This window comes from Rheinheimera fenheensis, from assembly GCF_039871805.1.
Lineage (GTDB): Bacteria > Pseudomonadota > Gammaproteobacteria > Enterobacterales > Alteromonadaceae > Alishewanella > Alishewanella fenheensis.
On the sequence record NZ_JBDPJM010000009.1, the window covers coordinates 1 to 18,004 of the forward strand.

Consider the following 18,004-nt stretch of genomic DNA (forward strand, 5'->3'; position numbering starts at 1 on the left):
GCGGGAGCCGGATTTGAACCGACGACCTTCGGGTTATGAGCCCGACGAGCTACCAGGCTGCTCCATCCCGCGTCCGTCATTGCGGGGCGCATCTTAGTGTTTTTGCCAGGGCCTTGCAAGCGCTTAATAGCTTTTATTTTCGATAAGCGGTTTAACTGCCGCTTTCTTAAGCAAGGCGCTGCTTTATCCGGCAATTGGGCACAGTGAAAAAGCCCACCGGTTAAAGCTGTGTTTCTGCTATACTGTGCGCCATTTTTGTTTCGGGTGTATAGCAATGCTGCAATTCTGGGCGTTAACGTCTAAAGGGGTAGAAGAGTTACTGGCGGATGAAGTTCGTCAGTACGGCGGTGAAGTCGTAAAAGTGACCATGGGTGTGGTGCGTTTTAATGCGGATTTACGCAGTGCCTACCAGTTGTGTTTATGGTCGCGTCTCGCTACTCGTGTGCTGCGTCTTATTCAGTCTGAACCGGTAACGGCCGACAGCGATTTATATCAGGTAGCGCAGAAAATTGACTGGCTACAGCATATGGCACTGCGTAATACGCTGGCGGTGGAATGTGTTGGCAAACACCCGAAAATAGACAACACCCAGTTTGGTGCTATTCGCTTAAAAGATGCGATCGTCGACCAGTTTCGCGAAGAAACCGGCAACAGACCCGACGTAGACCGGTTAACCCCTGATGTACGCTTTCAGGTGCGGTTAGACAAAGCCCATTTTCACTTTTTACAGGATTTCTCTGGCCCATCACTGCACCAGCGTGGCTATCGCGCTGGTCAGGGCGATGCGCCATTAAAAGAGCATTTAGCTGCGGCCCTAATTAAACGTTCCGGCTGGACACCCGGGCAGCCATTTTTTGATCCATTTTGCGGCAGTGGCACTTTAGTTATTGAAGCCGCGCTGATAGCGCTTAACCGCGCGCCGGGTTTAACGCGGGAAAAGTTTGCTTTTGAAAGCTGGCCAGGTCATCGCGATGCGATATGGCAGCAACTACGCACCGAGGCTAAAGCGGCGGCGAAGCCTGTTGCCAAACAGGTGAAATTCTGGGGCTCGGATGTTGATGAGCGCAGTTTAACCAAGGCACGGCATAATGCTCAGCAGGCCGGCATAAGTGCTATGGTGCAGTTTAGCCTGGCTGATGCGACAGCGTTAAACGCTGCGGTGTCGGCCGAGCCAGGCGTAATTGTTACTAACCCGCCGTATGGTGAGCGTTTGGGCGATTTACCCTCGTTAATTCCGCTTTACAGCAAGTTTTCTCTGGCATTAAAGCAACATTACCCGGGATGGCGTTTAGCCATTATTACCTCGAATACCGATTTGCTGCGTGCGCTACGTTTATCGAAAAGTAAAAGCTATAAATTTACTAACGGCCCGCTTGATTGTGACTTTACTCTGTTTGATTTAACCGAAAAGCAGGTTGCAGTTAGCTCTGACGCGCCAGCGCTGTTTTTTAGTGAAAGCAGCTCTTTTGGCAACCGACTGGCTAAAAACCTGAAGCAACTGCAAAAATGGTCAAAAAAAGAAGGCCTGACTTGTTACCGTTTATATGATGCTGATATTCCTGAGTATAACGTGGCTGTAGACTGGTATGACGGTGAAGTGGTGGTGCACGAGTACGCCGCACCCGGTACGGTCGATGAACAGGTATCACAAAAACGCTTGTTTGATGTGGTAAATCAGATACCGCAGGTGTTGGGTATAAGCTCAGATAACATGATTTTAAAGGTGCGCGAGAAGCAAAAGGGTACCTCACAATATCAGGCACTGAATAAAGCCGGCCAGTACAAAGAAGTGACCGAATACGGTGCCAAGTTTCTGGTTAACCTGCGCGATTATTTAGATACCGGTTTGTTTTTAGATCACCGTATTACCCGGCGTATGATCCAGCAGCAGGCTAAAGGCAAAACGGTACTTAACCTGTTTGCCTACACTGGCAGTGCCTCGGTGCATGCTGCTATTGGTGGCGCGGCAAGTGTTACCACGGTAGATATGTCCAATACTTATCTCGACTGGGCCAAACGTAATTTTGCGGTTAATGGCTTAACCGGTAAGCAATATCAGTTTGAGCAAGCTGATTGCCTGCAGTGGTTAAGCCGATGCCGTAACCAGTTTGATCTGATTTTTGTCGACCCGCCAACCTTTTCTAACTCAAAGCGGATGCAGGACAGTTGGGATGTGCAGCGTGACCATGTAAAACTCCTTAATATGCTGACACCGCGGTTGGCACCAGGTGGCAAGGTGATTTTTTCCAACAACAAACGCCGCTTTAAAATTGATAGCCAGGCGCTTTCTGACGCTGGCTGGCAGGTAAAAGATATTTCGGCAGCAACACTGCCCGAAGATTTTAAGCGCAACGTGCATATTCACGTGTGTTTTGAGTTAACTCGCTAATATGTCGCGGCAGCTGATTTTATATAGCACCTGGGGCTGCCACTTATGTGAGCAAGCAGAGCAGCTATTGCAGCAGGTTGCACCCGATGTCGCATATAAGGTTGTCGATATTGTCGATGATGCAGCGGCATTTTCACGCTACCGGGCATCCATTCCGGTATTGCGATTTGGTGATAAAGAATTAGGCTGGCCCTTTGATGCGGCGCAGTTGGCAACATGGCTTAAGGATATAAAGTAGTGGAGTTATTACGTTTTCAGCAGGCGTGTTTGGCCTTTGGTACCCACCCGATTTTAGATCATGTCGATTTTAGTTTATTCAGTGGCGAACGGGTCTGTCTGGTGGGCCGTAATGGCGCCGGCAAATCGTCATTATTGAAATTGCTGACCGGTCAGCAAAATTTAGATGATGGCCAAATCGTCGTTAATACCGGCGTGGTGATAAGCCGGCTTGAGCAAGACCCGCCGGCCAAAATGGACGTTAAAATTGCTGACTTTATTCGCGAAGGCGCTGGCGATTTAGCAGCTAAGCTGCAGCAGTTTTATACCCTGTCAGAGAACTTAGACGGCGCGACTGATGCCGATTACCGCTTGTTTGAGCAGCTGCAGGCTGAAATGGATACCCGCGATGGTTGGGGCTTAGAGGCACGTGTAGCTGATTTATGCCAGCAGTTTGAGATGAAGCCTGATGCCAGTTTAGCCACTTTATCAGGCGGTTGGCTGCGGAAAGCGGCGTTAGCCAGAGCGCTTATCGCCAAACCGGATATTTTGCTGTTGGATGAGCCCACTAACCATTTAGACGTGGCCGCCATTCAGTGGCTGGAGCAGTTTTTACTGAATTTCTCCGGCGCCATTATTTTTATCTCGCACGACCGCGCTTTTATCCGCGCGCTGGCCAGCCGTATTATCGATTTAGACCGCGGCCAGTTAACCTCACACCCGGGTAATTATCAGGAATACCTGGATCGCAAACAGAAAATGCTGGAAGACGAGCAGCAGCATAATGCGCTGTTTGATAAAAAGCTGGCCGAAGAAGAAGTGTGGATACGCCAGGGCATTAAAGCGCGCCGAACCCGTAACGAAGGCCGGGTGAGGGCACTTAAAGCGCTGCGTCGTGAGCGTGCTGAGCGGGTCGAAACCTTAGGCAAAGTTGACTTTAACATTGAGCAGGCCGACCGCTCCGGCAAGCTGGTGTTCGAGACAAAAGGTATTAGTTGTGCCTTTAATGGTAAAACCATTATCGATAAGCTGGATCTGTTAGTCATGCGCGGTGATCGCATTGCGCTGGTAGGGCCAAATGGTGTCGGTAAATCTACCCTGATTAAATTGTTATTGGGCGACTACAAGCAGGATAGTGGTGAGATTAAGCGTGGCACCAATATTGAAGTGGCCTATTTTGATCAGCACCGGATGGCGCTGGATTTAGAGGCCACCGTGCAAGATAACGTCGCTGAGGGTAAGCAGGAAATTAGCCAGAATGGTAAAACCCGCCATGTACTGAGTTACCTGCAAGACTTTTTATTTCCGCCGGCACGGGCCCGTACACCGGTTAAAGCTCTGTCGGGTGGTGAGAAAAACCGTTTACTACTAGCAAAACTGTTTGCCAAGCCCAGCAATCTTTTGATCCTCGATGAGCCAACCAACGATCTGGACGTTGAAACGCTGGAACTGTTGGAGGATATTCTGCAGCAATATCAGGGCACTGTGTTGCTGGTTAGCCACGACCGTGAGTTTGTGAATAATACTGTGACCAGCTCGCTGTTATTCGCCGGAGAAGGCCGTATTATCGATATTGCCGGTGGTTACGATGATGTTATTGCTTACCAGCAACGGCAGCAAATAACGGCAGCAGCACAAAAAGTGACAAAAAATACTGCCTCTGCAGCAGAACAAAAGCCGGTGCAGGCTTCTGTTAGCAGTGCTAAGAAGCTATCATACAAAGAAAAACGCGAGTTGGAGCTGCTACCAGCACAAATTGAACAGCTGGAATCCGAGCTTGAAGCGTTACAGTTGAAAGTTAACGATGCCGAGTTTTTTAAGCAAAGCAGCGAACAAACCCAAAGCACGTTGAACCTATTGCAGCAGACCGAGTCGAAGCTGGCGCAAGCATACGCGCGCTGGGAAGAATTAGACGCATAAGAAAGAAGTAAATTTAGGGGCTTAGAATGAAGTTATCTCGCATCAGTCTGGCGATACTGCCGCTGTTAAGTTTGTGTTCGGTACAGGCGGCCGTTTATAGCGTCGAAGAGATTGGTGAAGTTGAACAGGTGAAGTCTACCTATGCTGCGGCGTTAAATGATAATGGCGATAGTGTATTTAATGGTGCAATCAGAAGTACACAACTTGATGGCTTGGGTGGAAGAAGTACAATTTTTTCCTATTACAATTTTCCCATCAATTTGGATGCTATCGATTTTGATGACGAGACCGTTCAAGGCTATTTCACAGACGAGCAGCTTGCTGATGTGATTAACGGCACTATTACCAACGATATTCTGGCCATTTTGTTGCAGCGTAACCCTGCTGAACAGCCGATCGGCGAGGCGTTAAGTTATATTCTTCTTTCAAACACTACTGCTGACAACCTGCCCCTACGTGACACTGAACGGGCACGGGGTAATAGTGAGTACCTGTTTGATATTAATAATCAAAGTGCCGCAGTAGGCGTGGCGTCAACGCCTTTTGTTTTAGAGAGTTTTACTCCAGCACCAACTGAAGATAACGAGAACCCCGATGCCGATATGGTATGGGTGCCACAAGGTGCTTACCAGCTGGGTATGGTAGTGCAGGGGGCAACGGTGACCGAATTACTACCACCTTACACCGAATTCGGTGGTGGTTTTTCTGCTGCCTTTGGTATCAGTGAAAATGGACGTATTGCTGGCTACGGTAGTATCGGCCTACCGGAAAGCTTTCAAGACAGTTTGACCGAGAATTGTGATGGTGCAGAGCGTCCGGTGGCACTATGCCTATATTTGGGTACTGCAATTAATTCAGGTCCGAGCCGATACCAACAGCGCGCTATGCTTTGGCAGTTACAGGATGATGGTTCTGTTGGCGTGCCTACTGTGCTGGGGTTTTTAGGTGAAAAGAACACCGGAGAGACTTACACCGACGCTGCCATACCCGTAAATTACGACGGTTACAACCAGGCCAATGCGGTTAACAGTAAAGGTATTGCTGTTGGCCACTCAATGTACAGTGATTCAGATCGTAAGGTGCGTTACCAGGCCGGTGTAGCTGAAGCGGCTTACCGGCAGGCTCATGCGACGCTGTTTGTTGACGGTGAAACGTTGCCTATGGTTGATCCAAACGAATGGTTTGTTTTTACGAATGACCCTATTTTACAAGTTGGTAGCAGTGCGGTTGATATTAATGAGAACGATATTGCCGTTGGTTATGCCAGCAAAGTGATCAGTGGTAATGTGCGGCGTAAACTTTTCTATTATGACTATGGCTCCGGTCAAACGCGCTTTGTTAATGGCTTCTTTGACAGCTCTGACACCTTACCCAGCGCCATTAATGACAGTAACCAGGTAGTAGGCCGGGCAGAGGTGATTATTGGTGGCACCACTACGCGTCGCTTGCATGGTTTTGTTTACGATATCGCCACTGAACAATTCACAGATTTGAATAGCCTGATAAGTTGTGATGCACCCTATACCATTGTTGATGCGAAAGACATAAACAACAATGGTGAAATTCTGGCAACAGCTTTGGTGGAAAAAGAACGTAAAGACTTACTGGGCAATGTCGTGCTGGACGACCAAGGCAACCCAGAGCAGGAAGAGGTCGCTATTACGGTAAAATTGCAGCCGGTTGCCAACGGCGAGCCTGAAACTTGTGGTGGCGAACAAGTCGAGTATGAACGCAAAGGCGGCACGACCGGCCTGTTTTCATTGCTGTTTGGCGGTATCATACTCGCTTGGCGGCGTCGCAAAGCTTGATATCTGAAATGCATAAAAAAGCTGCTATGGCAGCTTTTTTATTGTCTTCAGCCTGTTACGCTATAGTGCTATAAAAAAAACTTTTTTAGTGTAATTAGATATATATAATTTTGTCATCATAACTTAAACAACTTCAGCTTGTTAGCCGTTGTCAAGCGATTAATCTGTCAAAGTGCAATTGAACCTTTCGCCAGCGTCAACTATCAATAAAGAGTAACCGCACAGCGTGCTGCGGTTATTATTATCAGAACAAGTTGAGGAAGACTGCCGTATGAAAAGACAAAAACGTGATCGTCTGGAACGTGCTCATGCTCAAGGTTATCGCGCCGGTGTTACCGGGCGTTCAAAAGAAATCTGCCCTTATCAAAGTTTAGATACGCGCTCACAGTGGTTAGGAGGCTGGCGCGAGGCCATTGAAGACAGAAGTGTCGGCCTATTCAATAAAGGCCAATAAGTTCGGCGATTAACAAAAAGCCCCGTTGAGATACGGGGCTTTGTCGTTTTTAAGGCTTAAACCGTAGTGCTTAGAAGCTGGACGTATCCTGGAACAAACCTACTTTTAAGTCGGTAGCAGCGTATATGTCGCGGCCATCGACACTGACTACGCCATCACCAATGCCCATAAACAGCTTACGCTTGATTACCCGCTTCATATTAATGGTGTAGGTCACTTTCTTAGCGCTTGGTAAAATTTGCCCTGTGAACTTTACTTCACCTACGCCCAGTGCGCGGCCTTTACCCGGGCCGCCAGACCAGCCTAAAAAGAATCCGACCAGTTGCCACATGGCATCCAGGCCTAAACAGCCCGGCATAACCGGGTCGCCTTTAAAATGGCAGGCAAAAAACCACAGCTCAGGCGTAATATCCAGCTCTGCAATGATCTGGCCTTTACCGTATAAACCGCCTTCTTCAGAAATGTGGACGATGCGGTCCATCATCAGCATATTGTCAGAGGGGAGCTGACTGTTACCGGGGCCAAATAATTCACCCTTACCACAGGCAATTAAATCTTCTTTTGTAAAGCTATTCTTAGTCATGTATGTTTTATCCAGTAAAATTTGTCGGCCACTTTAGCGAACAGTTGTACGCCAGACAAGTCCGATTTGTAACAGTATCACCAATACGTACCAACCTTAGCTCTGGTTGAGTGTATGACCATTAGATGACCAAAGAGTGAAACATGACCAAGCCAAACACCAAGGCATTGAGTAACGCCGAAAAGCAGCAGCGTTATCGCGAGCGGCAAAAGCAATCGGGTAAGAAAGAACTGCGTGGCTATTTAACGCCAGAGGCGCTGAGTTGCTATAACGAAATACAGCAAAAAACAGATTGGAATGACAGCACCTTGCTCAGCAATGCCATCCGCTTAATGTATGCAGCACATAAATGTGGCCAAATAGGTATTTTAAATAGCTGGCTGACAGAACATAAGCGCTAAACATTGGGGCACAGCGGTGTTTTGCCGGCGCTAACAGCGCTATAATGTCAGCTCAGTTGTTGGCCATTGAGGCATTTGATGATTCTGTTTGTACGTGATCTGACGGTTATTGATTTCTCTTACCTTTGCCCTAAGCGCGGCATGCTGGGTGAGAGTTATATTGTTGATGTAGAGCTTCATGGCGGTCTGGATCAAGCATCCATGGTGCTGGATTTTAGCAAAGTCAAAAAAGTGATTAAGCAGGCAATCGATAATCTGGTTGATCACAAACTGGCGCTGCCAGCGGCTAACCCAGCGCTGCAATTAGACCAAATTGGCGATAGCAGCTTGCTGCGATTTGACAGCCTGCGCGGCGTAATAAAAATGGCTGCACCACAACAGGCCGTGGTAGCGATACCAAACGAGCATATTAACGAGCAAAGCGTCAGTGCCTTTTTGGTTGAGCAAATTATGCCGCTGCTGCCGGCCAACGTAAAACAGCTTAATTTGACATTACGCCCCGAAGCCACAACAGGGTTTTACTATCATTACAGCCACGGTTTAAAAAAGCATGATGGTAATTGTCAGCGCATCGCGCATGGTCATCGCTCGACTATTCAGATCTATACCGACGGTATGTTAGCACCACGGCTGAACAAATACTGGTGTGAGCGCTGGCAAGACATCTACCTGGGTACGGCGGCAGATCAAGTGGCGCCAACAGAGCTTAAGCTTTTGCAGCCAGAAGATGGGGATTACTGCTTTGCCTATCAGGCGGCACAGGGTTGGTTTGAACTGACCATGCCAGCGGCACACTGTGAAATAGTGCACTGTGATACTACTGTTGAATGCTTGGCAGACTTTATTGCGATGAGCTTAAAACAACAGGATGCCAGCAAAAATTATAAGGTTGTAGCCTATGAAGGTGTGGGTAAAGGCGCTATTGCTACTTGTTAGCCTAAGCTGCAGTGTCTCGGCATTTGACGATTTAACGCTGGAAGGCCAGTTTACACAGGGCGGTCTTATTCGTGGCCAGTTGCCCGGTGTCAGCAAAGCCTGGTTTAACGACACACCGCTGCCTGTTAGCGCTGACGGCCGTTTTGTCTTCGGCGTGGGCCGCGATGCCCCAGCTGACCACCAGTTACATCTGGAGCGTGATGGTATTAAAGTCAGCAAACCGTTGCACTTCAGCTCACGCCAGTATGATATTCAGCGCGTTAATGGCGTGGCGCAAAAGTATGTTACACCACCGAGCGAGGTTACAGAGCGGATCCGGCGCGATAACCAAAAGGTACGCGCTGTCAGAACCACACAAAGCGCGCTGCCTTATATTTTTACCACACCGATAATGCCGGCAAAGGGCCGCATTTCCGGTGTTTACGGCAGCCAGCGTATCTTTAATGGTGAGCCGCGTAACCCGCATTATGGATTAGATGTAGCGGCGCCTACTGGTACCCCTGTAATAGCACCACTTAGCGGTACTGTGCTGTTGGCTGATGATTTGTACTATTCTGGCTTAACGTTAATTATCGACCATGGCTTTGGCGTAAGCTCTACCTTTATGCACCTGGATAGTATTGCAGTGCAAGAGGGCGCTAAGGTAGTGCAGGGCGATCAAATAGGTACCATAGGTGCAACGGGCCGGGTAACCGGGCCGCATCTGGACTGGCGTATTAATTGGCAGCAAGAGCGGTTAGATCCCGCCTTACTGCCAGGGCTTGCCATTACACTGCCAACGCCCAAGTAAAGCTCAAGCAAAAAACCTGTTGTACTGCACAAGCTAGGCGCTGGTCGCCAGCCAGGCGTTGCACAACAGCTCGTCTTTAATCGTTAATACCGCCACCTGCTGTGTGGCTGTATTTAGCGTCAGGTTGGCACTTAACAACCGGTCTTTGCGGTAAAAATGGACTTGCAGCTTGCTACCCAGGTTATAGCGGTTTAACAGTTTACTCAGGTTATTGGTGCTAACTTTAACGCCATCAATCGCCAGCAACTGATCGCCTGCCATTAAACCGGCGTTATGTGCATTGCCGCCCTGATAAACTTGGTTAAGCTGCAGCAAGCCATTAACCACTTTAGTTTGGGCACCAATAAAAATGCCATCGTTGTTGCTAGTGCCGCCGTTATCATCCATATGCTGCATTGGCCGGTAGACCAGTTCCAGTCCCAGTGCTGGCAGTGTCTGCTGCAGTGGCAAGGGCGCCGCTTGCGACAACCACTGTGTCAACAGGGCTGCCAGCTCGGTAAAACCCAACTGGGTTAAGCTAAGCTCAAGTGCGTTATCCGCGGTGCCAGTGCTCAGGTGGTGCTGCCACAACCAGCGTACAAGCTGCTGTAAACTGCTGCCGTTAGCGTGTAACTGTGCTTCCAGACACAGCGCCAGTAGTGCTCCTTTGGCATAATAACTGACCACCGCATTGGGCGCATTTTCGTCCTGTTTGTAAAACTTGGTCCAGGCCGTAAAGCTACTCTCTAACAGGCTTTGCACGCTATCACTGGGGTTACGGCTAACACGGCTGATGGTTTTTTCCAGACTATTAATATAGCGCTCAGCGGGTATCAGCCCGGCTTTGACCAGGGCTAAATCATCAAAGTAAGAGGTAAAGCCCTCATACAGCCACAGCTGCGAGGTATATTGCTCGGCGCTTAATTGATAGGGATGAAAGCAGGCCGGCTTTAACCGTTTAACCCACCAGGTATGAAAATACTCATGGCTACACAGTGCCAACAGGTTTTGATAACTGTCGTCTATCTCTGTCGCGCCGGGGGCGGGTAAGTCAAAGCGGCTACAGAGCAGCAGGGTAGAGTCTTTATGCTCCAGCCCGCCATAACCATCTTCGGTCACCCAAAGTAAAAACCAGTACTGTGTCAGATCGTCAGGCAAGTTACCAAAAACTGCTTTTTGCTGCTGGCAGATTTTCGCCACATCATCGGTCAACCGGGTTAAATCAGTACGGTTGCTTCCGCTGACTACGACATAGTGAGGGACTTCGTCAATACTAAACTGACTGATGCTAAAACGCCCCAGCAGCAGCGGCCTGTCAATAAGCTCGTCATAGTTAGCGGCCTGGTAGCGGCCAAACCCCAGCTCTTTGGTGGTGCTATGATGGGGCAGTGCGGTGGCCACCCGCCAGTCTTTACAGGCGGGCATCGCAGGTTTTACCAACTTGAGTTGATGGGGTAAGGCTTGCTGACCTTCTACCGCCAGACATAAACAGGCCGGGTTTAATATAGCTACTTCATCATCAATATAGGCAGCGCGTACCGATAAATCGTAGGCATAGACGTAATACTCCACAGTAACAACGTCACTGTTGCCTTCAAGCTGCCAGCGCTGTTTATCCAGCTGTGTCAGCTTAACAGCACCACAAGCGTCAAAAGCGCGAATTGCAGTAATGTTGCGGGCAAAATCCCTAATCATATAACTGCCGGGGATCCAGGCAGGCAGGGTTAACACCGTGCTTGGCTGTTTGGGGCTAAATTGCAGCGTTACACGCAGCATGTGGGCTGTGATATCAACAAGTTCAAACTGATACTTTACAGATTTCATGGTTTTACTCTTTGCCAGAGCGTCGGCTCGTATTAAGCTGGCTATTATGCCGTGAATGCCGCAACAGGAAAATGCTATGGCCATCGAAACTATCTTCAGTAAAATTATCCGCCGTGAAGCCAACGCCGACATTTTGTATCAGGATGAGCTGGTCACGGCATTTCGGGATATCCGACCGCGGGCGCCGGTGCATATTCTTATTGTGCCAAACCAGTTGATCCCAACCGTTAATGACGTCAAACCACAGCATGAGGCTGCACTGGGGCGATTATTTACCGTCGCCGCTAAGCTTGCCGCTGAACACGGTATAGCCGATAAAGGCTACCGGTTGATTATGAACTGCAATGCACACGGCGGGCAGGAGGTGTATCACATTCATCTGCATCTGGTAGGAGGCAGAGCACTTGGGCCCATGCTGAGCCGCTGAATACGTATTTCTGTGTCATACTGTTGCAATTGCAGCACGCTCTTATAGAATTCGCGGTTTTATGATGCCCTAAGCGGGTTCACCCTGTTCAGTGTTTAATGAGTAACTAAATGAATAACGATGCCTTAATAGCCAAACGGATGGAGCATGCCGTTACCCGTGTAACCAAAACTGTGTTTCCCGGCCGTACCAACCATCACAACACCTTGTTCGGTGGCGAGGCTCTGGCCTGGATGGATGAGGCGGCTTTTATCGCAGCAACCCGCTTCTGCCGTAAGCCGCTGGTTACCGTCAGCTCTGACAGAGTCGATTTTAAAGAGTCGATACCCGCTGGTACCATTATTGAGCTAGTCGCCAAGGTAGAGCACGTTGGGCGCACCAGTATTCGCGTGCATGTCGATATATTTGTTGAAAATATGTACAACGACGATCAGCACAAAGCCATTTCCGGTAGTTTCACCTTTGTTGCGCTGGGACCGGATCGCAAACCGACACCAGTGTTGGGTTAGACCGATTCGTTAATGCGATTAATGCTAAAGCAGACACGGCAAGTGGTAGCGGTAATTGTGGTTGCTTTGGTTATAATCGGCCCATTCACGGTAAAGCCGCAAGGTTGCCAATTTGTATAAGTCACTTGAAGATCGCAGCCGCCAGTTTTGGATTTTGCACAGTCTGGGCTGGTTCGGCTTTGCTATTGTCAATTATCTGAATTCGCTGGTGCTTGAAACCCGCGATGCTTACCTTATTGTGGTAGCGCTGGACTCGTACCTCGGTTGGTTAATCACCATACCTTTGCGTTATACCTATCAGCGGATCTGGCACTGGAGCCCGTGGAAGTTGGCGTTAACTGTGCTGCTGATGGCTTTTGTTCTCGCTGCAATCTGGACTGCGGTTCGCAATTTTAATTACTGGGAAATTTACCGCCACGGCGCAAGGCCAGATGACTGGTTAAAGTATATCCGTGATACACCGTTTGCCTTTTATGTAATGTTAAGCTGGAGTGGCTTGTATTTTGGCATTAAGTATTACCAGACACTGCAGCTTGAGAAGCAAAAGTCGCTTACCGCTACCAACAAAGCACACGAAGCTCAGTTAAAAATGCTGCGCTATCAGCTTAACCCGCACTTTTTGTTTAATACGCTCAATGCGATTTCTACCCTGGTGCTGATTAACGAAGCGGACACGGCCAATAAAATGGTGACCCGTCTTAGTGACTTTTTACGCTATTCGTTGTACAAAGATCCGATAAACAAGGTACCGCTGGAGCAGGAAGTTTATGCCGCCCGGCTATACCTTGAAATTGAAAAGGTGCGCTTCTCTGAACGCTTGTCGGTTGCTTTTGATCTAGAGCCCGGTACCGAGAAAGCCCTTGTGCCGAGTTTAATACTGCAGCCGCTGATTGAAAACGCCATTAAATACGCGGTCGCCAGCCAGGTTGATGGCGGTGAAATAGCCATTACCGCTAAACGGTTTGGTCACGATTTGTTACTGGAAGTCGCTGATAATGGCCCAGGCATGTCAATCAGCGATGGTTTACCCAAAAGCACTGATAGCGGTGTTGGTCTGGTAAATACCAAAGAGCGCCTGTCGGCGCTATATGACAATAATTTTGCTCTGGTGTTAACGCACAATCAGCCACGTGGTTTGAAGGTGAATATCAGAATTCCCTTACAATTAGAAAAAACGGAACAGGAACATGCTTAAGGTAATAGTTGTTGACGATGAACCCTTAGCCCGCAAGGGAATGATGGTGCGTTTGGCGGAATTTGCTGAGCTTGAGGTGATTGCACAGTGCAGCAATGGCCAGCAGGCAATAGAGCAAATTAGCCAGCTAAAACCGGATTTAGTGTTTCTGGACGTAGAAATGCCAGGCATGGACGGCTTTAGCGTGTTAAAGCAGTTACAGGCTCAGCAAATTAGCTTGCCGTATATCATTTTTGTAACCGCGTATGACCATTACGCTTACAATGCTTTTGAAGTAAATGCACTGGACTATGTACTCAAGCCGGTAGAGCCCGAAAGGTTAAGACAAGCGGTAGAAAAAGTGCTGCGTGTTTATCAGGCGCAGGACACTCAGCGACATAAAGGGCAGTTAGCTGAAGTGGTGGCCAAATTAACCGGCGATGATGCCGGAGATATTTTACAGCGACTGGATAACGCTGAGCCGGTGGTCAGTGACCGTTATCCTGATGCTATCAGTATTAAAGACAGTGGAGAGATTACCCGGGTTCCCGTTGCAGCCATTGAATGGGTTGATGCCGCAGGTGATTATATGTGTATTCACACCCGCGACGGCCAAACGCATATTTTACGCCGCACCATGAAAGAGCTTGAGCAAGAGCTGGATCCGAAACTCTTTGTACGGGTACATCGCTCAGCCATAGTCAATGTTCATACCATTGCTAAATTACAAATGTTGGCCAATGGCGAGCACCAATTGATGCTTACCAACGGCCAGGCAGTTAAAGTCAGCCGTAGTTACAAAGACCGGGTAAAGCAGGTGTTTAACCAATAAGTACGGACTGATTAGACAGAACCGCTAGTCGCTGGCAATAAGTTGCTGCCAGCGTACCAGGTAAGGATCTATCTGTTTAGTTTTATCACCTGTTTTAGTCAGCGGGTACATCACTGCCTGTTGATTTAGCTCACCGGCCATCATCAAGTGGGCGCCAGCCACCAGTTGCTCGACGGCAAAGGCACCTAGCTTAGTCGCCAATATCCGATCTGCGCCCACCGGCGAGCCACCTCGCTGAATATGGCCTAAAATACAGGCCCGGCATTCCACGCCCAACTCATCACTCAGGGCCTGCGCCAATGCAGTAGTGCCACCCGGGTAACTGTTCTCAGCCACCACAATAATATAACTGCTTTTGCCTCTGAGCAGCTGGGCGTGCTGGATAGGGCTTAATACCGTTTTTAGATTATCCGGGTTAAGTTGACCAAACTCCGGGCAGATGATTTGTTCAGCACCGGCGGCTATACCTGCAGATAGTGCGATGTAGCCGGAATGACGGCCCATGAGTTCCACTAGAAAAATGCGCTCAAAGGCATCAGCCGTGTCACGTATTTTGTCTATAGCATCCAGTGCAGTATTAATAGCGGTAGCAAAGCCAATGGTATAGTCTGTGCCATCGACATCATTGTCTATGGTACCGGGTACACCGATAATCTGGCCGCGGTAATGTTCGGCAATCGCCAGCGCGCCCCGAAAGCTACCATCACCACCAATAATGACCAGCGCATCCAGCTGATGTCGATGTAGCGCATTTGCTGCTTGCGCCGGGCCGCCCGGCAACTGCATTGCTTTACAGCGAGCGCTTTTAAGCAAGGTGCCGCCATGCTGAATAATATGCTGCACATGCTGAGGTAACAATGTTTGGTAATCATCGTCAAACAAGCCGTTAAAGCCGTGCCGAAAGCCGACAACATCTATGTTGTGGGCATTGGCCGTCAGCACCACAGCTCGGATAGCGGCATTCATACCCGGCGCATCACCACCCGAGGTGAGCACACCTAAACGTTTGATCATGACCAACTCCTCAAAGCAAATATGACACGCAGTATACAAGCGGCACTGCGTCAATGTACTTGATACAGCGCAATCTCTAGTACATTAGTCGACTTGGCAGAAACTTACTACAGACAAAAGGCATGCGGATCGGTCACAATATCCGCCTTACAACCGCGTTTATCTGAGATCCCAGATGCATAAAACCACCGGTAACAGCGTATTAGGCATGCTACTGGCACTGACCACCGCGATTTTGTGGGGCATTTTGCCAATAGCGCTAAAAATTTTACTCGACGTTATGACCGCCAACACCATTACAGCGAGCCGTTTTTTTGCCGCTGCGCTGCTGGTGGGGCTGTGGCTGCTGGCAACAGGTAAACTGCCTAAGCTGGCGCTGCTTAGCAGCACTAAGGTGCTGTGGTTGATGCTAATTGCAATTTTGGGTTTGCTGTCAAATTACATTATGTATTTAACCGGGCTTAACTTTCTAACCGCCGAAACCGGCCAGGTGGTGATCCAGTTAGCCCCATTTTTGATGATGCTCGGTGGCGTGATTATTTTTAAAGAACGCTTGCTGCTGTGGCAAAAAGTCGGCGCATTGCTGTTAGTTGCCGGTCTATTACTGTTTTTCAATGAACGCTTACTGCTGTTGGTACTGCAGGCGGGTAACGAAACCCTGGGCGTAGTCCTTATTGTGGCGGCAGCGGTCACCTGGGCCGCCTATGCTTTAGCGCAAAAGCAGTTGTTGGTACACTATAGCTCGCAGCAGATCATGTACCTGTTATATGTTGCCGGCAGCCTGGCGTTTTTGCCGGTGGCCGATTACAGCCCCTTTGCCAGTATGAGTGCGCTGCATTGGGCGCTGCTGATTTTCTGTTGCCTGAATACCGTGGTGGCTTACGGTGCTTTTGCTGAAGCGTTACATCATTGGGAAGCGTCTAAAGTCAGTGCGGTGCTGGCCGTCACACCGCTATTTACCATTTTGTTTGCTTATCTGGTCAGCAGCTGGTTCCCGGCATATTTAACCGCGCAGCCGCTTAACCTGTTGTCGTGGCTGGGGGCCTGCCTGGTGGTAGCAGGTTCAGCATTAACGGCACTGGCACCGCAATTTGCCCAGTACCGTGAGGCGCGGCGTGTGCGCAAATTGCAGCGCGATGTGTTTTAGCCTGAATGCAAAAAGGGCTCAACGAGCCCTTTTTTTAACAGTTAGTATCACTTAGTGCTCATTTAACCTGTACAATTTTGCAGGTATTAGAGGCGCCGATGGTTTCCATCACATCGCCGTGGGTCAGGATCACCAAGTCCCCGCTTTTTAACCCGGCTTTGCTGCGCACCGCATCTATGGCCGCGTCAGACAATAACTGACCGTTAAGCGCTGTGCTGTCAAAAAAGGCAGGGTACACACCACGGTATAGCGCCATCTTATTCAGCGTCTTGGTATGGCGTGACAGCGCATAAATCGGCTGCGGTGAGGTAATACGCGACATCAGCTTAGCGGTATAGCCAGATTCTGTCAGCGTAATAATGGCTTTAATACCTTCCAGGTGATTTGCTGCATACATGGCCGATAAGGCGATGGTTTCACTGATCTCGGTAAAGGTGACGTCCATCCGGTGCTTGGAAATTTGCACACTGGGGTGCTTCTCAGCGCCATCACATACCCGTGCCATGGCCCGCACGGTTTCCGTCGGGTACTTGCCGGCAGCCGTTTCGGCCGACAGCATCACAGCATCGGTGCCATCAAGCACAGCATTGGCAACGTCCATCACTTCAGCCCGGGTTGGCATCGGGTTTTCAATCATCGACTCCATCATCTGAGTCGCAGTAATGACCACCCGGTTTAGCTGACGGGAGCGGGCAATAATACGCTTTTGCTGGCCAACCAACTCGGCATCACCTATTTCAACGCCTAAGTCACCACGGGCTACCATCACAGCATCTGAGGCGCGAATAATATCATCCAGCGTTTCATTATCGGCAACGGCTTCGGCACGCTCAACCTTGGCCATAATGCGTGCTTCAGAGCCTGCGGCCAGGGCTAAATCGCGTGCCAGCCGTAAATCATCACCACAGCGTGGAAATGAGACTGCCAGATAATCGACATCAATTTCAGCGGCGGTAATAATGTCACGTTTGTCTTTTTCGGTCAGGGCAGGGGCGGTTAAGCCTCCACCCTGGCGGTTAATACCTTTGTTATTACTCAGTTTACCGCCTACGGTAACGCTGGTGTACACCCGGGTGCCTTCAACGCGCTCAACGCTAAGTTGAATACGGCCATCATCCAGTAATAATAAATCACCTGGTTTTACATCCTGTGGCAGCTCTTTATAATCAATACCAACCTGCTGCTCATCGCCTTCACCTTTAGCAAGCTCAGCGTCCAGCACATAAGGCTGGCCTTCTTCTAACATGACACTGCCGTTTTTAAAGGTTGAGACGCGGATCTTCGGGCCTTGTAGGTCACCCAAAATGGCCACGTGTGCGCCCAGGCTATCCGCCGCAGCGCGCACCATAGCAGCGCGCTCACGGTGGTCATCAGCACTGCCATGCGAGAAGTTTAAGCGAAACACCGAAGCGCCGGCTTTAATCAGTTTTTCAATTGCCTGTTGCGTATTAGTGGCCGGACCCAGAGTGGCGACGATTTTTGTTCTTCTGTGCATGCGAAGTTCCTGCTTGTTGCAAAAAGAGGCGGTTTGGTTAGCCTTAGTGTAATGTAATTTAATTACAGAATACAGCAAAGGCAGGAAGAAAAGTTACAGGTTGGTG

Annotated in this window: 17 protein-coding genes; 13 read left to right on the forward strand and 4 right to left on the reverse strand. The window is 49.3% G+C overall.

Annotation, left to right across the window (positions count from 1 at the left end):
* Positions 1–274: 274 nt before the first annotated feature.
* From rlmKL to rmf, 5 genes are all read left to right on the forward strand, one after another.
* Positions 275–2,389 carry a bifunctional 23S rRNA (guanine(2069)-N(7))-methyltransferase RlmK/23S rRNA (guanine(2445)-N(2))-methyltransferase RlmL gene (rlmKL, locus tag ABGI61_RS12660; protein ID WP_347601629.1) on the forward strand — a complete coding sequence of 705 codons (2,115 nt, stop codon included), beginning with the start codon at positions 275–277 and terminating at the stop codon, positions 2,387–2,389.
* A gap of 1 nt (position 2,390) precedes the next feature.
* A complete protein-coding gene (locus ABGI61_RS12665) occupies positions 2,391–2,627 on the forward strand; it encodes a glutaredoxin family protein (RefSeq protein WP_347601631.1) in 237 nt (78 codons plus the stop codon).
* Positions 2,627–4,525 (forward strand): ATP-binding cassette ATPase Uup, encoded by a 1,899-nt coding sequence (gene uup / locus ABGI61_RS12670; RefSeq protein WP_347601633.1) that lies wholly within the window; start codon positions 2,627–2,629, stop codon positions 4,523–4,525. The genes ABGI61_RS12665 and uup overlap by 1 nt, the downstream gene beginning before the upstream one ends.
* Positions 4,526–4,551: 26 nt before the next feature.
* Positions 4,552–6,333 carry a DUF3466 family protein gene (locus tag ABGI61_RS12675; protein WP_347601635.1) on the forward strand — a complete coding sequence of 594 codons (1,782 nt, stop codon included), beginning with the start codon at positions 4,552–4,554 and terminating at the stop codon, positions 6,331–6,333.
* Positions 6,334–6,604: 271 nt separating this feature from the next.
* Positions 6,605–6,787, forward strand: coding sequence for a ribosome modulation factor (gene rmf, locus ABGI61_RS12680; protein ID WP_008221477.1), 183 nt, complete (start codon positions 6,605–6,607; stop codon positions 6,785–6,787).
* Between the two features lie 70 nt (positions 6,788–6,857).
* Here rmf and fabA read toward each other — a convergent pair whose 3' ends face one another.
* On the reverse strand, positions 6,858–7,370 hold the full coding sequence (gene fabA, locus ABGI61_RS12685) for a bifunctional 3-hydroxydecanoyl-ACP dehydratase/trans-2-decenoyl-ACP isomerase (RefSeq protein WP_347601637.1): 513 nt from the start codon (positions 7,368–7,370) through the stop codon (positions 6,858–6,860).
* Positions 7,371–7,513: 143 nt separating this feature from the next.
* Here fabA and ABGI61_RS12690 point away from each other — a divergent pair, with 143 nt between their 5' ends.
* From ABGI61_RS12690 to ABGI61_RS12700, 3 genes are all read left to right on the forward strand, one after another.
* Complete coding sequence (locus ABGI61_RS12690; RefSeq protein ID WP_347601639.1) at positions 7,514–7,771, forward strand: hypothetical protein; 258 nt, start codon at positions 7,514–7,516, stop codon at positions 7,769–7,771.
* 78 nt (positions 7,772–7,849) lie between these two features.
* Positions 7,850–8,707 carry a 6-carboxytetrahydropterin synthase gene (locus tag ABGI61_RS12695; RefSeq protein WP_347601640.1) on the forward strand — a complete coding sequence of 286 codons (858 nt, stop codon included), beginning with the start codon at positions 7,850–7,852 and terminating at the stop codon, positions 8,705–8,707.
* Positions 8,670–9,497 carry a M23 family metallopeptidase gene (locus ABGI61_RS12700; protein ID WP_347601642.1) on the forward strand — a complete coding sequence of 276 codons (828 nt, stop codon included), beginning with the start codon at positions 8,670–8,672 and terminating at the stop codon, positions 9,495–9,497. Before ABGI61_RS12695 ends, ABGI61_RS12700 begins: the two co-directional genes overlap by 38 nt.
* Positions 9,498–9,530: 33 nt before the next feature.
* On the opposite strand, the gene ABGI61_RS12705 is transcribed toward ABGI61_RS12700, so the two are convergent.
* Complete coding sequence (locus tag ABGI61_RS12705; RefSeq protein WP_347601644.1) at positions 9,531–11,300, reverse strand: M61 family metallopeptidase; 1,770 nt, start codon at positions 11,298–11,300, stop codon at positions 9,531–9,533.
* A 76-nt stretch (positions 11,301–11,376) separates the two neighbouring features.
* On the opposite strand from ABGI61_RS12705, the gene hinT reads away from it, so the two are divergent.
* The 4 genes from hinT to ABGI61_RS12725 all read left to right on the forward strand — a co-directional run bounded on the left by hinT (position 11,377) and on the right by ABGI61_RS12725 (position 14,242).
* Positions 11,377–11,727 carry a purine nucleoside phosphoramidase gene (hinT, locus tag ABGI61_RS12710; RefSeq protein ID WP_347601646.1) on the forward strand — a complete coding sequence of 117 codons (351 nt, stop codon included), beginning with the start codon at positions 11,377–11,379 and terminating at the stop codon, positions 11,725–11,727.
* Between the two features lie 110 nt (positions 11,728–11,837).
* Positions 11,838–12,236, forward strand: coding sequence for an acyl-CoA thioesterase (locus tag ABGI61_RS12715; protein ID WP_008221491.1), 399 nt, complete (start codon positions 11,838–11,840; stop codon positions 12,234–12,236).
* Positions 12,237–12,348: 112 nt separating this feature from the next.
* The gene (locus tag ABGI61_RS12720; protein WP_347601648.1) at positions 12,349–13,431 is read left to right on the forward strand and encodes a sensor histidine kinase; all 1,083 of its coding nucleotides are present in this window, start codon (positions 12,349–12,351) and stop codon (positions 13,429–13,431) included.
* On the forward strand, positions 13,424–14,242 hold the full coding sequence (locus ABGI61_RS12725; protein WP_347601650.1) for a LytR/AlgR family response regulator transcription factor: 819 nt from the start codon (positions 13,424–13,426) through the stop codon (positions 14,240–14,242). Before ABGI61_RS12720 ends, ABGI61_RS12725 begins: the two co-directional genes overlap by 8 nt.
* Positions 14,243–14,266: 24 nt before the next feature.
* Here the strand turns inward: ABGI61_RS12725 and ABGI61_RS12730 are convergent, their stop codons facing one another.
* Positions 14,267–15,256 carry an ATP-dependent 6-phosphofructokinase gene (locus ABGI61_RS12730; RefSeq protein WP_347601652.1) on the reverse strand — a complete coding sequence of 330 codons (990 nt, stop codon included), beginning with the start codon at positions 15,254–15,256 and terminating at the stop codon, positions 14,267–14,269.
* Between the two features lie 175 nt (positions 15,257–15,431).
* Between ABGI61_RS12730 and ABGI61_RS12735 the strand changes: the two genes are divergently transcribed.
* Complete coding sequence (locus ABGI61_RS12735) at positions 15,432–16,403, forward strand: DMT family transporter (protein WP_347601654.1); 972 nt, start codon at positions 15,432–15,434, stop codon at positions 16,401–16,403.
* Between the two features lie 58 nt (positions 16,404–16,461).
* Here ABGI61_RS12735 and pyk read toward each other — a convergent pair whose 3' ends face one another.
* Positions 16,462–17,898 (reverse strand): pyruvate kinase, encoded by a 1,437-nt coding sequence (pyk, locus tag ABGI61_RS12740; protein WP_347601656.1) that lies wholly within the window; start codon positions 17,896–17,898, stop codon positions 16,462–16,464.
* Positions 17,899–18,004: the final 106 nt, after the last annotated feature.

What these genes read in the sequence shown, in the direction of transcription:
- rlmKL (WP_347601629.1), top strand. Translation starts at nt 275, where the DNA reads ATGCTGCAATTCTGGGCGTTAACGTCTAAAGGGGTAGAAGAGTTACTG.
- ABGI61_RS12665 (WP_347601631.1), top strand. Translation starts at nt 2,391, where the DNA reads ATGTCGCGGCAGCTGATTTTATATAGCACCTGGGGCTGCCACTTATGT.
- ABGI61_RS12675 (WP_347601635.1), top strand. Translation starts at nt 4,552, where the DNA reads ATGAAGTTATCTCGCATCAGTCTGGCGATACTGCCGCTGTTAAGTTTG.
- rmf (WP_008221477.1), top strand. Translation starts at nt 6,605, where the DNA reads ATGAAAAGACAAAAACGTGATCGTCTGGAACGTGCTCATGCTCAAGGT.
- fabA (WP_347601637.1), bottom strand. Translation starts at nt 7,370, where the DNA reads ATGACTAAGAATAGCTTTACAAAAGAAGATTTAATTGCCTGTGGTAAG.
- ABGI61_RS12690 (WP_347601639.1), top strand. Translation starts at nt 7,514, where the DNA reads ATGACCAAGCCAAACACCAAGGCATTGAGTAACGCCGAAAAGCAGCAG.
- ABGI61_RS12695 (WP_347601640.1), top strand. Translation starts at nt 7,850, where the DNA reads ATGATTCTGTTTGTACGTGATCTGACGGTTATTGATTTCTCTTACCTT.
- ABGI61_RS12700 (WP_347601642.1), top strand. Translation starts at nt 8,670, where the DNA reads ATGAAGGTGTGGGTAAAGGCGCTATTGCTACTTGTTAGCCTAAGCTGC.
- ABGI61_RS12705 (WP_347601644.1), bottom strand. Translation starts at nt 11,300, where the DNA reads ATGAAATCTGTAAAGTATCAGTTTGAACTTGTTGATATCACAGCCCAC.
- hinT (WP_347601646.1), top strand. Translation starts at nt 11,377, where the DNA reads ATGGCCATCGAAACTATCTTCAGTAAAATTATCCGCCGTGAAGCCAAC.
- ABGI61_RS12715 (WP_008221491.1), top strand. Translation starts at nt 11,838, where the DNA reads ATGAATAACGATGCCTTAATAGCCAAACGGATGGAGCATGCCGTTACC.
- ABGI61_RS12725 (WP_347601650.1), top strand. Translation starts at nt 13,424, where the DNA reads ATGCTTAAGGTAATAGTTGTTGACGATGAACCCTTAGCCCGCAAGGGA.
- ABGI61_RS12730 (WP_347601652.1), bottom strand. Translation starts at nt 15,256, where the DNA reads ATGATCAAACGTTTAGGTGTGCTCACCTCGGGTGGTGATGCGCCGGGT.
- ABGI61_RS12735 (WP_347601654.1), top strand. Translation starts at nt 15,432, where the DNA reads ATGCATAAAACCACCGGTAACAGCGTATTAGGCATGCTACTGGCACTG.
- pyk (WP_347601656.1), bottom strand. Translation starts at nt 17,898, where the DNA reads ATGCACAGAAGAACAAAAATCGTCGCCACTCTGGGTCCGGCCACTAAT.